The 13,535-nt window shown below is 63.6% G+C and carries 11 protein-coding genes; 5 read left to right on the forward strand and 6 right to left on the reverse strand.

The window, feature by feature from the left end; translation table 11 throughout:
• Positions 1 to 54: 54 nt before the first annotated feature.
• Together guaD and NKJ35_RS25425 are read right to left on the reverse strand one after the other, a co-directional pair.
• On the reverse strand, positions 55 to 1,368 hold the full coding sequence (guaD, locus tag NKJ35_RS25420) for a guanine deaminase (RefSeq protein WP_352650093.1): 1,314 nt from the start codon (positions 1,366 to 1,368) through the stop codon (positions 55 to 57).
• 1 nt (position 1,369) lies between these two features.
• Positions 1,370 to 2,587 (reverse strand): urate hydroxylase PuuD, encoded by a 1,218-nt coding sequence (locus NKJ35_RS25425; RefSeq protein ID WP_352650095.1) that lies wholly within the window; start codon positions 2,585 to 2,587, stop codon positions 1,370 to 1,372.
• A gap of 140 nt (positions 2,588 to 2,727) precedes the next feature.
• Between NKJ35_RS25425 and NKJ35_RS25430 the strand changes: the two genes are divergently transcribed.
• The 4 genes from NKJ35_RS25430 (at position 2,728) to dps (ending at position 6,623) form a co-directional block, all read left to right on the forward strand.
• Complete coding sequence (locus NKJ35_RS25430; RefSeq protein WP_352650097.1) at positions 2,728 to 3,648, forward strand: LysR family transcriptional regulator; 921 nt, start codon at positions 2,728 to 2,730, stop codon at positions 3,646 to 3,648.
• A 75-nt stretch (positions 3,649 to 3,723) separates the two neighbouring features.
• The gene (locus tag NKJ35_RS25435; RefSeq protein ID WP_352650099.1) at positions 3,724 to 4,737 is read left to right on the forward strand and encodes an LLM class flavin-dependent oxidoreductase; all 1,014 of its coding nucleotides are present in this window, start codon (positions 3,724 to 3,726) and stop codon (positions 4,735 to 4,737) included.
• Entirely contained in the window at positions 4,734 to 5,987 is a 1,254-nt protein-coding gene (locus NKJ35_RS25440; protein ID WP_352650101.1) for an LLM class flavin-dependent oxidoreductase, read from the forward strand. Before NKJ35_RS25435 ends, NKJ35_RS25440 begins: the two co-directional genes overlap by 4 nt.
• 147 nt (positions 5,988 to 6,134) lie before the next feature.
• Positions 6,135 to 6,623, forward strand: a complete 489-nt coding sequence (gene dps / locus NKJ35_RS25445; protein ID WP_023676226.1) for a DNA starvation/stationary phase protection protein Dps — start codon at positions 6,135 to 6,137, stop codon at positions 6,621 to 6,623.
• An 8-nt stretch (positions 6,624 to 6,631) separates the two neighbouring features.
• Here the strand turns inward: dps and xdhC are convergent, their stop codons facing one another.
• The 4 genes from xdhC to uraH all read right to left on the reverse strand — a co-directional run bounded on the left by xdhC (position 6,632) and on the right by uraH (position 11,883).
• A complete protein-coding gene (gene xdhC, locus NKJ35_RS25450) occupies positions 6,632 to 7,612 on the reverse strand; it encodes a xanthine dehydrogenase accessory protein XdhC (RefSeq protein ID WP_352650128.1) in 981 nt (326 codons plus the stop codon).
• A 62-nt stretch (positions 7,613 to 7,674) separates the two neighbouring features.
• Positions 7,675 to 10,026, reverse strand: a complete 2,352-nt coding sequence (xdhB, locus tag NKJ35_RS25455; protein WP_352650130.1) for a xanthine dehydrogenase molybdopterin binding subunit — start codon at positions 10,024 to 10,026, stop codon at positions 7,675 to 7,677.
• Positions 10,026 to 11,507 carry a xanthine dehydrogenase small subunit gene (xdhA, locus tag NKJ35_RS25460; RefSeq protein WP_352650103.1) on the reverse strand — a complete coding sequence of 494 codons (1,482 nt, stop codon included), beginning with the start codon at positions 11,505 to 11,507 and terminating at the stop codon, positions 10,026 to 10,028. The genes xdhB and xdhA overlap by 1 nt, the downstream gene beginning before the upstream one ends.
• Position 11,508: 1 nt before the next feature.
• On the reverse strand, positions 11,509 to 11,883 hold the full coding sequence (gene uraH, locus NKJ35_RS25465) for a hydroxyisourate hydrolase (RefSeq protein ID WP_352480063.1): 375 nt from the start codon (positions 11,881 to 11,883) through the stop codon (positions 11,509 to 11,511).
• A 173-nt stretch (positions 11,884 to 12,056) separates the two neighbouring features.
• On the opposite strand from uraH, the gene puuE reads away from it, so the two are divergent.
• Positions 12,057 to 13,490: an allantoinase PuuE gene (puuE, locus tag NKJ35_RS25470; RefSeq protein WP_352650105.1), complete on the forward strand. Its 1,434-nt coding sequence runs from the start codon at positions 12,057 to 12,059 to the stop codon at positions 13,488 to 13,490.
• Positions 13,491 to 13,535: the final 45 nt, after the last annotated feature.

The raw sequence follows: 13,535 nt of genomic DNA on the forward strand, positions 1-13,535 counted from the left end.
GCCGCACGCTTTGCCGGATGGCTGCCGCACGGTCAAGCCGGTCGCATGCGACAGCTAAACCGCCATGTCCGTCTTGGCCGCGCGGCCGGCGACATAGACCTCGCGCACGGCGCGGTCGTCGCCGAGCGTCTGCAGCAGAAACAATTCCTCGGCGAGCGTGTCCGCCGTCTCCACCCGCAGCCGCATCGCCGGCGTGGCGCGGGCGTCGAGCACGACGATATCTGCGTCGCTGCCTTCCTCGAGGGTGCCGATCTTTTCCGCAAGCGACAGCGCCTCGGCATTGCCGCGGGTCAATTGCCAGAACGACTGGAACGGATTGAGCTTCTCGCCGTTCAGCGCGATCACCTTGTAGCCCTCGTCCATGGTGCGCAGCATCGAATAGTTGGTGCCACCGCCGACATCGGTGGCGGCGGCGATGCGAAGCGGCTTCTCGCGGCGGCGATAGCGCTGATAATCGAAAAGGCCCGAGCCGAGAAACAGGTTGGAGGTCGGGCAGAACACCGCCACCGAGCCGCTATCGGAAAGTGCGTCCGCCTCGCGTTCCGAGAGATGGATGCAATGGCCGAACAAGCTTCTGCGGCGGAGCAGCCCGTAATGCTCATAGACATCGGTATAGTCGCGCGCCTGCGGATGAAGCTGCTGCGTGAAGGCGATCTCGGCATGGTTTTCCGACAAATGCGTCTGCATGTGCAGATCAGGATATTCGCGGCAGAGCGCGCCTGCCATCTCCAATTGCTCGGGCGACGAGGTGATGGCGAAGCGCGGGGTGATGGCATAGTGCTGGCGCCCCTTGCCGTGCCACTCCTCGATCAACGCCTTGCTGTCGTCATAACCCGATCGCGGCGTGTCGAGCACGCCTTCCGGCGCATTGCGGTCCATCATCACCTTGCCGGCGATATTGAGCATGTTGCGGTCATGCGACTCGGCAAAGAACGCTTCGGCAGATTCCTTGTGCACCGAGCAATAGGCTGCGACAGTCGTCGTGCCGTGGCGCAACACTTCATCCAGGAACAGCCTGGCGATACGGCGGCCATGCTGGGCGTTCTGGAATTTGGTCTCTTCCGGAAAGGTGTAGGTGTTCAGCCAGTCGAGCAGCTCGGCGCCGAAGGAAGCGATGACCTGCATCTGCGGAAAATGCGCGTGCGCATCGATGAACCCGGGCAGCAGCAGATGTGGCCTATGGTCGATCTTTTTTGTTCCCTCGCCCGCCTTTCTCTCGACTTCGGCATAGGCGCCAGCGGCAACGATCCTTCCGTCGCGCATCAGCAAGCCGCCATCTTGCTCGTAGCGCCAGGCGGAATGGTCGTCGATAGTTTCTGGCCAGCGCAAAAACGACAGCGTGCGGCCGCGCAGGAGCGTGCTGGTCATGCTATTTCCCCGCGCCTTCGAACCAGGCTACCAGCAGTGCCCGTTCCTTGTCGGTGATCTGGGTGACGTTGGCGGGCGGCATGGCGTGGCTGCGTCCGGCCTGCAGGTAGATCTCGCCGGCGTGCTCGGCGATGCCGGCATCGGTATCGAGCATCACGCCCTTAGGCGCGTGGTAAATGCCCTCGTAGGACGGCTCCGCCGCATGGCACATCGAACAGCGGCCAAGCACCGTATCACGCACGGCGGGAAAATGCGCCGAGGCGACGTAGACCTGTGCCGCCGAGGACGTTTTGACCTCGCCTGTCAGCAGCTTCGGTGCCGTCGACAGCCAGATGATGACGACGAACAGGACGGCGGCGGCCAGCCAGATCCAGGTCGGATTGCCTTTGCGCGCATGCCTGGTGTTGAAATAGTGCCGGATCAGCACGCCGATGATGAACACCAGCGAGGCAATGACCCAGTTGAACTCTGTGCCGAACGCCAGCGGATAATGGTTCGACAGCATCAGGAACAAAACCGGCAGCGTCAGGTAGTTGTTGTGCAGCGAGCGCTGTTTGGCGATCTTGCCGTATTTCGGATCGGGCTTACGGCCGGCGATCAGGTCGGCGACGACGATCTTCTGGTTGGGGATGATGACCATGAAAACGTTGGCCGACATGATCGTCGCGGTGATGGCGCCGAGATGCAGGAAAGCGGCGCGGCCGGTGAACAGGTGGGTCAGGCCCCAGGCGATGAACACCAGCACGCCGTAGAGCACCAGCATCAGGCCGGTGTCGCTGTTGCCAAGCGGCGAACGGCACAAGAGATCATAGACCACCCAGCCTACGCCGATCGTCGCCAGCGACAGCAAGATGCCTGCAGGCACCGACATGGCAAGCACATTCGGATCGATCAGGAACAGGTCCGCCCCGGCATAATAGACGACGCACAGCATGGCGAAGCCCGACAGCCAGGTGGCGTAGGATTCCCATTTGAACCAGGTCAGGTGCTCGGGCATTTCGGCCGGCGCCACCAGATATTTCTGCACGTGGTAGAAGCCGCCGCCATGCACCTGCCATTCCTCGCCGAAGGCTCCGGCAGGCAGGCCCGGACGCTGGCGCAGCCCGAGGTCGAGCGCGACGAAATAAAAGGACGATCCAATCCAGGCGATGCCGGTGACGACGTGCAGCCAGCGCACGGCGAAACTCAGCCAATCCCAGAATATCGCGAAATCCATCATGAAAAATCGTCCCTGCCGATCGGCTGACTTTACGGGTTGGAGCGCAAACGGAAAGGGCCGAGACGCACGATGACTTTCAAAAAAAATTGGAAAATACTAGGCTGATCATACGCACCCCACATGAGAGCCACGAAAGCCGCATGGCCTATCTCGATAACATCGCCGTTTTCGTCCGTGTCGTCGAGCTCGGCAATTTGTCGGCGGCTGGGCGCGACATGCGCATTTCGCCGGCGGTCGCTTCCAACCGAATCAAGGAGCTCGAGAAGCACCTGGGCGTCAGGCTGTTCAACCGTACGACGCGGCAGTTGATGCCGACCGAGCACGGCACGGTGTTCTACTCCGGCGCCAAGCAGGTGCTGGATGCGGTCACCGAGGCGGAAGCGGCAGTCAGCGCGTTATCCGGCCAGCCGCGCGGCACCATAAAGGTGACAGCGCCGCTCGGCCTCGGGCGGCGGCTGGTAGCATCCGGCATCCCGGATTTCCACGACAGGTACCCCGATATCGAGGTGCGGCTCCGGCTTTCCGACCACAATGTCGACATCATGAAAGAAGGCATCGACGTTGCGTTCCGGCTGGGCATCATCGAGGATTCCAGCCTGAGGATGCGCGGCATCATGGAATGCGAGCGCGTGCTGGTGGCGGCCCCACAATATCTGGAGGCGCGCGGCGAACCGAGAGAGCCGCAGGAACTGATCGGCAAGAAGCACGATTGCCTGATGCTGCGCTATTCCGGCGCGCGTGAATATGTCTGGACGCTGCAGACGCCGAACGGCCCGCAAAAGTTCGAGGTGCACGGCCCTTACGATACTGATGATGGCGACGTGCTGACCGGCTGGGCGCTGTCCGGCCGCGGCATCATCAACAAACCGCGCTTCGAGGTCGAGCCGTTTATCCGCGACCAGCGGCTGAAGGTGATCCTGAGCAACACACCGCCGACGCCGGTGCAGTTTGCCGCCGTCTACCCACACAAAAAGCTGCAGGATCCGAAGGTGCGGCTGCTGCTCGATTTCATGGCCGAGCGCTGCCAGCGGCTGATCCGGGATATTCTGGTCGGCAAATGATCGCCGGCTGGCCGGTTGCTTTCCGTCCAGCCGACGAGATAATTCCCAAGGAATCTCGCTCAACAGGGAAAAGCGATGGCCGACGGCGCCACAATGTGTCTGGCCGTTTCACTGTCTCCGGAAGCCGCCCCTTCCCATCCGCCCGGCGCCGGCCCGGACTTCAGTCTGCTGGCGCGGTTCGTGCAAGAAGCCGAAGCGGCCGGCCTGGACGTGGTGTTGCTCGGCGATTCCGCGCCAGTTGCAGGTGGGCCGAACCGGCAAATGCGCTTCGAAGCGACGACCTTGCTGGCAGCGCTGGCTACGGTGACAAGCAGGATCGGCCTCGTCGCGGCAGCGTCGACGGTCGCCCACCAGCCCTACAATCTCGCGCGTCGTTTCGCCTCGCTCGATATTATCAGCCATGGTCGCGCCGGCTGGAACGCGAGCATGATGCCCGAACCGCGCGAGGCGGCTAATTTCAGCCGGCCGGAAGGGTTTTCCGGCGACGATTTCCGCCTGCGCGCAGAGGAATTCATCGGCATCGTGCAAGGTTTGTGGAAAGGCTGGGACGCAGACGCGCTGCTGTTCGACAAAGTTGGCGGCCGCTTCTTCGATCCCGAGAAGATGCACCTTCTCGACCACAAGGGCGAATATTTTTCCGTGCGCGGGCCGCTCAACGTGGCGCGGTCGCCGCAGGACACGCCGGTGCTGGTCATGTCCGGCCTGTCCGAGCCCGCCATGGATATCGCCGCCCGCACCGCCGATGTCGTCCTGCTGGATGAGCCATCGATCGAGCCGGCCAAGTCGGGCGATCTGAAGCGCCGTGCGCTTACTTTCGGGCGCAGGCCGGAGGCGCTGAAAGTGCTGATGAACGTTACCGGCAGCGCCGAAACAACCGCCGCGCCGGACCTGTTTGCGGACAGGCTCGAAGGGTGCTTTCGCTCGAAAGCCTGCGACGGTTTCAACATCGCCATGCCGTTCACATCGGCGCTCGACGCTTTCGTCGGTCTCGTGCTGCCGGAGCTTCGCCGCCGCGGCCTTGTCCGGTCCGGCTACAGCGCGACGACACTGCGCGCCCATCTCGGGCTTGCAGGGGAGGATCGGCAATGAGCGCCGGTCGGGGCCAGATGAAGCTCGGCGCCTTCCTGTGGGCGACAGGCCACCACATCGCCGCCTGGCGCCATCCGCAGGCGCATGCGACGGCCGGTATCGACATCGATCATTACATCCAGCTGGCGCGGACGGCGGAAGCGGCAAAGTTCGACATGATCTTCTGCGAGGACGCCGCCGGCGTGCGCGAGGCCAATGTCAACATCGCCAGCCAAACGTCGCGCTCGATCGGCTTCGAGCCGATCAGCCTGCTTGCGGCGCTCGCGGTGCAGACGGAGCGCATCGGCCTCGTCTCAACGGCGTCGACGAGCTATAACGAGCCTTACGGGCTGGCGCGAACCTTCCTGTCGCTCGACCATCTGAGCGGCGGTCGAGCCGGCTGGAACCTTGTCACTTCGGCCAGCCAGATCGAGGCCGCCAATTTCGCCTCGACCGGACTGCGCCCACATGCGGACCGCTACGAACGCGCGCGCGAATTCGCTGCCGTGGTTGCTGGCCTTTGGCAAGGCCAGGGTGGACACGAAGGCAGAAGTTTTTCGGCGCGTGACCCGCTCGATCTGCCGCGCTCGCCACAAGGTGCACCGGTTATGGTCCAGGCGGGAGCGTCGGATGAGGGCCGCGATCTCGCCGCCCGGACCGCCGATGTGGTGTTCACTGCGGCGCAAACATTCGAGGAGGCAAAGGCCTTCTACGACGACCTCAAGGGACGGCTGGCGGCCCATGGGCGCGAGCCGGAGGACGTCAAGATCATGCCCGGCGTCGCGCCGGTCGTCGCGGCAAGCGAAGCGGAAGCCCGGGCAAAACATGATGAGCTGCAGGAGCTGATACCGGACGATGTCGGTGTCGCGCTGCTTTCCAGCTATCTCAGCATATCCGATCTCGCGCGCTATCCCATCGACGGACCGCTGCCCGAACTGCCGGCCAGCGAAGGCATGCAGAGCCGGCAGGCGCTCGTCATCGAGCAATCACGCCGCGACAAGCTGTCCATTCGCCAGCTTGCCCGTCATTTCGCCGGCGCGCGCGGCCATTGGCGCGTCGTCGGAACGCCCGCCCAGATCGCCGACGAGCTCGAGGCACGCTTCGAGGGCGGCGCGGCAGACGGTTTCAACGTCATGCCATCCTATTTTCCCGGCCAATTCGATGCCTTTGCCACACTAGTCGTGCCGGAGCTGCAGCGGCGCGGGCTGTTCCGTACGGATTATGAAGGCAGCACGCTGCGCGACCATCTGGGCTTGAAAAGGCCGGCGTAAACGACGAGCGGAACGAAAGTCGGAGATCGCCGTTTTGGGATGCTGTGCCGCGCGGCGATGAGGGCGTCTGCGCGCATGTTCGATTGACCTTCCACAAACTTCGCCCTTTTTCAAACCAAGCGGACGCAACCGCCACAGGAGCCGATCATGGATGCCATCGCCACCCGCAACGACCTGCAATCCAATGCCAAGAAAGAGTGTATCGATCTTCTCAATGCCCGCCTTGCCGACGCCATCGATCTGGCCTTGATCACCAAGCAGGCGCACTGGAACGTCAAGGGACCGCAATTCATCGCCATCCACGAGATGCTCGACACGTTCCGCGAGGAGATCGACGGCCATGTCGACACCATTGCCGAGCGCGCCGTACAACTCGGCGGGACGGCGCTCGGCACATCGCAAGAGGTGTCGAAGGCGACTATGCTCGAGGCCTATCCGACCGACATCCACAAGACCCGGGATCATCTGGCGGCGCTGATCGACCGCTATGCCGCAACCGCCAAGCGGGCACGCGCGGCGATCGACGAGGCGGCTGGCGCGGGCGATGCCGACACCGCCGACATTTTCACCGCCTATTCACGCTCGCTCGACAAATTGCTGTGGTTCCTTGAGGCGCACACGCAGGAGAAGGAATAGCCAAAACGTCAGCCGGCCATCGCCTTGCGGTGAGGGGCTTTGGATTGAGCGGACGGTGCCGCCGCATGGCCGGCCAACGCAGTCACAATCTCGGCTACGGCGAGTGCGGCGATCACCTGCGGGCGCTTGTCCTTAACGGCATCGCCGCCGATCGGCGAGACGAGGCGGGCAAATTCCGCCTCGCTTCCGTCCGCCGATTTCAGGAACCAGTTCCGGAACGTCGCCTTCTTGGTTCTGGAGCCGATCATGCCGACATAGGCGGCATCCCGACGTTTCAGAGCCTCGGCGACGATCAGGAAGTCCAGCGCGTGGTCATGGGTGACGACGACGAAGGCCGATCCAGCCGGGGCTTCGCGCACCATCGCCTCAGGCATCGGCGTCAGCTTGGTTTCGACTGCTTCCGGCAAGCCTTTGAGCGCCTCGGCTCGCGTCTCGACAACGACGATATGCACCGGCAGCAAGGCCATCGCCGAGGCCAGCGCTTGGCCGACATGGCCGCCGCCGAGGATGTAGACATGCGGTAGCTGCGCCTCCTCGGCTTCCGCCGCCGCAACCAGCTTGGCTTCAAGCGCGGGGCCGACCAGCTGGATCAGCAGCTCGACCCTGCCGCCGCAGCACTGCCCGATCTCCGGGCCGAGCGCGATTTCGAGGGTATCCCTCCCCCTTGAGGGGAGGGTGGCGGCGAAGCCGCCGGGTGGGGTCGCTGCGGCAGTGCTCGACGCACCGGCGGTGCCTTCTGAGACAACCCCTTCTTGCCGCTCCGCGGCCATCTCCCCCTCAAGGGGGGAGAAAAGCATCTGCCGCGCTTTGTCGATCGCCATGTATTCGAGCTGGCCGCCGCCGACCGTGCCGAAAGTGGCCGATCCTGAGACGAGCATGAAGGCACCCGTCTCGCGCGGCGTCGAACCTTTTGTCCCGGCCACCTCAACTAAGGCGACCCGGCCGGCGCCGGCAAGAAAGGCTTTCAGGCTCTGCACTTTCGCGTTCATCATTTCGTGTTCCCTATCGGGAAAGATAGAGTTTTTCGGCCTGAATTGCACGTTTCCGGGATTCAAGTGCCGGTCTTGGCTTCCCGCTTCAGCCGTTCGATCGCCATCAGCACACGCTCCGGCGTGGCCGGCGGGTCGAGGCGTGGGCAGATCTTGTGGCCGGCAACGCTCGCCACTGCGTCCGACAGCGCATGCAGCACCGACATTGCGAGCGGAAAGGGCGGCTCGCCGACCGCCTTGGAGCGGTACACCGTCGGCTCGCCTGCTTGCGCCCAGTCGGCCAAAGTCACATTAAAGATCTTCGGCCGGTCCGACGCGAGCGGGATCTTGTAGGTCGATGGCGCATGGGTGCGCAGCCGCCCCTTGTCGTCCCACCACAGTTCCTCCGTTGTAAGCCAGCCCATGCCCTGGACGAAGCCGCCCTCGATCTGGCCGAGGTCGATGGCGCGGTTCAGCGAGCGGCCGGTTTCGTGCAGGATGTCGGTACGCTCGACGATATATTCGCCGGTCAGCGTGTCGACAGAGACTTCCGAGCACGCGGCGCCATAGGCGAAATAGTAGAAGGGCCGGCCCTCGCCCTTGTCGCGGTCCCAATGGATTTTCGGCGTCTTGTAGAAACCCGCCGCCGAAAGCTGGATGCGCGCCATATAGGCCTGCCTGACGAGATCGGCGAAGGCGATCTCCTGGTTGCCGATGCGCACGCGGTTGGGCAGGAACAGCACCTGGTCGCGCGGCACCTGGTATCTCTCGACGGCAAAATTGGTCAACCGGTCCTTGATCTGGCGGGCGGCATTCTGCGCCGCCATGCCGTTGAGATCGGAGCCGGAAGACGCGGCGGTGGCCGAGGTATTCGGCACCTTGCCGGTCGTCGTCGCGGTGATCTTGACCTGATCGAGGTCGATCTGGAACTCTTCCGCCACAACCTGCGCCACCTTGACATAGAGGCCCTGCCCCATCTCGGTCCCGCCGTGGTTCAGATGCACCGAACCGTCGGTATAGACATGCACCAGCGCGCCGGCCTGGTTGTAATGGGTGGCGGTGAACGAGATGCCGAACTTGACCGGCGTCAGCGCCAGTCCGCGCTTGATGAAGCGGCTGTTGGCATTGAAAGCATCGATGGTGCGGCGGCGCCTCGCATAATTGGAACTCGCCTCCAGCTCGGCGACTATGCGGTGGATGATGTTGTCCTCGACCGTCTGGTGGTAGGGCGTGATGTTGCGGTCTGAGGTGCCGTAGAAGTTCTTCTTGCGGATTTCGAGCGGGTCCTTGCCGACGGCAAACGCGACTTCGTCGATGACGCGCTCGGCGCCGACCATGCCTTGCGGGCCGCCGAAGCCGCGAAAGGCGGTGTTCGATACCGTATTGGTGTAAAGCGGCGCCGATTGCGCGTGCACCGCCGGCCAGAAATAGGTGTTGTCGCAATGGAACAGCGCGCGGTCGGTGACCGGGCCGGAGAGGTCGGCCGAGAAGCCGCAGCGCGCCGCGAACATGAAATCTACGCCCAGAATATTGCCCTCGTCGTCGAAGCCGACCTCGTAGTCGACGAGGAAATCGTGGCGTTTGCCGGTGGCTATCATGTCGTCGTCGCGGTCGGGCCGGATTTTCACGGCCCGATGATGTTTCTTCGCGGCGATAGCGGCCAATGCCGCAAACTGATTGCCTTGCGTTTCCTTACCGCCGAAAGCGCCGCCCATCCGGCGGATTTCCACCGTCACGGCGTGGCTCGGAACACCGAGCGCATGGCTGACCATGTGCTGGATTTCGCTCGGGTGCTGGGTCGAGGAATAGATGGTGACGTCGTGGTCCTCGCCAGGGATGGCCACGGCGATATGGCCTTCGAGATAGAAATGCTCCTGGCCGCCAATGCGCATTTTTCCCTTCAGCCGGCGCGGCGCCGCATTGATCGCAGCCGCTGCGTCACCGCGCTTCAGCGTCAGCGGCGGCGTGACCAGCTTGTCTTTCCCGGGATTGAGCTCGCCGATATCGGCGACGAACGGCAATTCCTCGTATTCGACCTTGGCCAGCCTTGTCGCGCGGCGCGCCTGCTCGCGGGTTTCAGCGATGACACAGAAGATCGGCTGACCGAAAAATTGCACCTTGCCGTCGGCCAGCACCGGCTCGTCGTGACGGCCGGTCGGCGAAATGTCGTTCTCGCCTGGCACGTCGCTCGCCGTCAGCACATCGACGACGCCGGGTGCGGCGCGTACCGCCGAAAGATCCATGCTGGTGATGGTGGCATGCGTCGCCGTCGAAAGCCCAAGGCAGCCGTGCAGCGTGCCGGCCGGTTCCGGCATGTCGTCGATGTAAACGGCCGTGCCACTGACATGCTTGTGCGCGGAATCATGGCGCTGGTCAGTGGCGACGCCGCCGGCGATTTTTTGCGCCTTCAGGTTTGGCGTGGCGTGCTTGTTCATCATGCCGCCTCGTGCCGTGATACCTGGATCGGCGCCCGGGTGCCGGTGGTTTCGGCAAAGAAGCGCAGCAGCAGGTTGCGTGCCGCCAGCGCCCGGTATTCGGCGCTTGCCCGCATGTCGGTCAGCGGGGTGAAATCGCCGGCGTACGCGGCCATCGCCGCCTCGACCGTCGCTTCCGTCCAGGGCCTGCCCAGCAATGCCTTTTCGACGCCAAAGGCGCGCTTCGGCGTTGCCGCCATGCCGCCATAGGCGATGCGCACATCCGCCACCGTGCCATCCTCGGCGAGCTTCAGGAAAAACGCGCCCAGCGCTGCTGTGATGTCTTCGTCGCGGCGCTTGGTGATCTTGTAGACGGCAAATTTCGTCTCGCCGGCCGGCACCGGGACATGCACGGCCTCGACGAATTCGCCGGGCTGCCGGTCCTGTCGGCCATAAGCGATGAAGAAATCCTCCAGCGGGATCGTCCGCCGCTTGTCGCCGCGGCGCAGCGTCAGGCGGGCACCGAGTGCGATCAGCGGCGGCGGCGTGTCGCCGATCGGCGAACCGTTGGCGATATTGCCGCCGATGGTGCCCATGTTGCGCACCTGATCGCCGCCGATGCGATCGAACAGCGGGCCCAGCGCCGGGATGCGTTTCGCCAGTGTCGAGAAGGCCTCGCTATAGGTGACACCGGCGCCGATCGAGATGACGCCCTTGTCCTCGGAAATCCCGCACAGACCATCGAGATTGCCGATGAAAATCACCGGCGCAATATCGCGCATGTGCTTGGTCACCCAAAGGCCGACATCGGTCGAACCCGCGACGATGGTGGCGCCCGGCTCCTTGACCAGCACGCTGGCCAGATCGTCGGCATTGGCCGGCACGATCAGCCGCTTGTTGCCGGAGCCGATCTCGATGCGCGAACCGTCCTTCATCGCTTCGAGCTTGGCCGTAACTGCCTTGCGCTCCGCCGCCAGCGGATCCTTCGCCGCCTTGCCGTAGCTTGAGATGGCACGCGCGGCGCGCATGATCGCCTCGTAGCCGGTGCAGCGGCAGAGATTGCCTTGCAGCGCCTTTTCTATTGCCGCGTCCGACGGCTCCGGCGACCGCATCCACAGCGCATAAAGCGACATGACGAATCCCGGCGTGCAGAAGCCGCATTGCGAGCCGTGGAAATCGACCATCGCCTGCTGCACGGGGTGCAGCTTTCCTGCGCCGCCGCGCAGATGCTCGACGGTCACGACATGCGTGCCGTCTAGCGAGCCAAGGAAGCGGATGCAGGCATTGACGCTTTCATAGACCAGTCTGCCGGCCGAGAGCCTGCCGACCAGCACCGTGCAGGCGCCGCAGTCGCCCTCGGCGCAGCCTTCCTTGGTGCCGCGCAGCGAGCGGTCGAGCCGCAGCCAGTCGAGCAGGGTCTGGTCGGGTGCAACCGCGCCGAGCGCGACGTCCTCGCCATTGAGGATGAAGCGGATTTCGTTGCGTGTCTTGATCTCGGCCATCTCAGCTTCCCCGGTAGGTCGAATAGCCGTACGGCGACAGAAGCAGCGGCACATGATAGTGCATCGGCTCGGCCATACCGAAGCGGATCGGCACGTGGTCGAGGAAGGCCGGTTCCGGCAGTTTTGTCCCTTGCCCGCGCAGATAATCGCCGGCCGCAAAGACCAGCTCGTATTCGCCGGTGCGGAATTCCGCGCCGGCAAGCAGAGGAGCATCGCAGCGGCCGTCATCATTGGTGACAACGGTTTTCAGATGCGTCCGGGCCTGCCCGTCAAGATGATAGAGCTCGATCGACAGACCGGCCGCCGGTTTGCCGGCCGCTGTGTCGAGGACATGGGTCGTCAGGCGCCCGCCTTCGGCTTTCGACGTTTCCGCCACTGGCTGCTCCATTCCCTGAACGGTCGAACACTATTCATGAATTGTGCGCCAATTAAAGGCGATGCATAAGTCCCGGTCGAGCGGAGCGCGACAAAAACACTTTCAAAAATTTCGGGGGAATGCGCAGGCACTCCTTTCGACTATCCTGATGACAATTTCCGGCAGGAGCGAGAATGCGTTACGAACGAGACATGCGCGGCTACGGAGCCAATCCGCCGGATCCGAAATGGCCCGGCGGGGCGCATGTCGCGGTGCAGTTCGTCGTCAATTATGAAGAGGGCGGCGAGAATTGCGTCCTGCACGGGGACAAGGCTTCGGAGGCTTTCCTGTCGGAGATCGTCGGCGCCGCGCCCTGGCCCGGCCAGCGCCACTGGAACATGGAATCGATCTACGAATACGGCGCCCGAGCCGGCTTCTGGCGATTGCTGCGCCTGTTCAGCGAGGCACAGGTGCCGATCACCTGCTATGGCGTGGCCACGGCCCTGGCGCGTTCGCCCGACCAGGTTGCGGCGATGCAGGAGGCCGGCTGGGAGATCGCTTCGCACGGGCTGAAATGGATCGACTACCGCGACCATACCCCGGAAGACGAGCGCCGCGACATGGAGGCGGCGATCCGGCTGCATTATGAGGTCACAGGGGCGCGGCCGACCGGCTGGTACACCGGCCGCACCTCGATCAACACGGTGCGGCTGGCGGCGGAAGAGGGCGGCTTCGACTATGTGTCGGACACATATGACGACGAACTGCCCTACTGGTTCGAGCATGTGACACCGGAAGGGTCGGCGAAGCCGCAGCTGATCATCCCCTACACGCTCGACGCCAACGACATGCGCTTTGCCACGCCGCAGGGCTTCAATTCGGGCGACCAGTTCTTTGCCTATCTCAGGGATAGTTTCGATACGCTCTATGCCGAGGGCAAGGCAGGGCGGCCGCGCATGATGAATATCGGCCTGCATTGCCGTCTGGTTGGGCGGCCGGGCCGGGTCGCGGCACTGAAGCGCTTCATCGACTACGTCAAATCGCACGACAAGGTCTGGCTGGCACGGCGCATCGACATTGCAAAACATTGGCAGGAGACGCATCCGTTCCGGTTGCCGGCGCTGCGCCCGTCGAAAATGGAATTCGAGGCCTTCGTCCACACATTCGGCGGCGTGTTCGAGCATTCGCCGTGGGTTGCCGAGCGCGCTTATGGGCTGGAGCTCGGCCCGGCCCATGACAGTGCCGGCGGCCTGCACAATGCGCTCTGCCGCGTGTTTCGCGCAGCAAGCGAGGCCGAGCGGCTTTCCGTGCTCAATGCCCACCCCGATCTTGCCGGAAAACTGGCGCAGGCTAGAAGGTTGACGGACGAATCGGCCAAGGAGCAAGCTTCGGCAGGGCTCGACGCGCTGACCGAGAAGGAGCGCGAGCTGTTCGCAAAACTCAATGCCGCCTACGTCACCAGCTTCGGTTTCCCCTTTATCATCGCGGTGAAAGGCAGGACCAAGGCGGAGATCCTGGCCGAGTTCGAAGCGCGTATCGGCAACAGCCACGACGTCGAATTCGAAACCGCCTGTAGACAGGTCGAGCGCATCGCGCTGCTCCGTCTCAAGGACATGCTTCCGCAATAGGCTTTGGCTGCCGCCATAGGCCCTGGCTTCCGCAACAGGCTTGAA

Source organism: Mesorhizobium sp. M0136, assembly GCF_040322515.1.
In the GTDB taxonomy this organism is placed as follows: Bacteria; Pseudomonadota; Alphaproteobacteria; order Rhizobiales; family Rhizobiaceae; genus Mesorhizobium.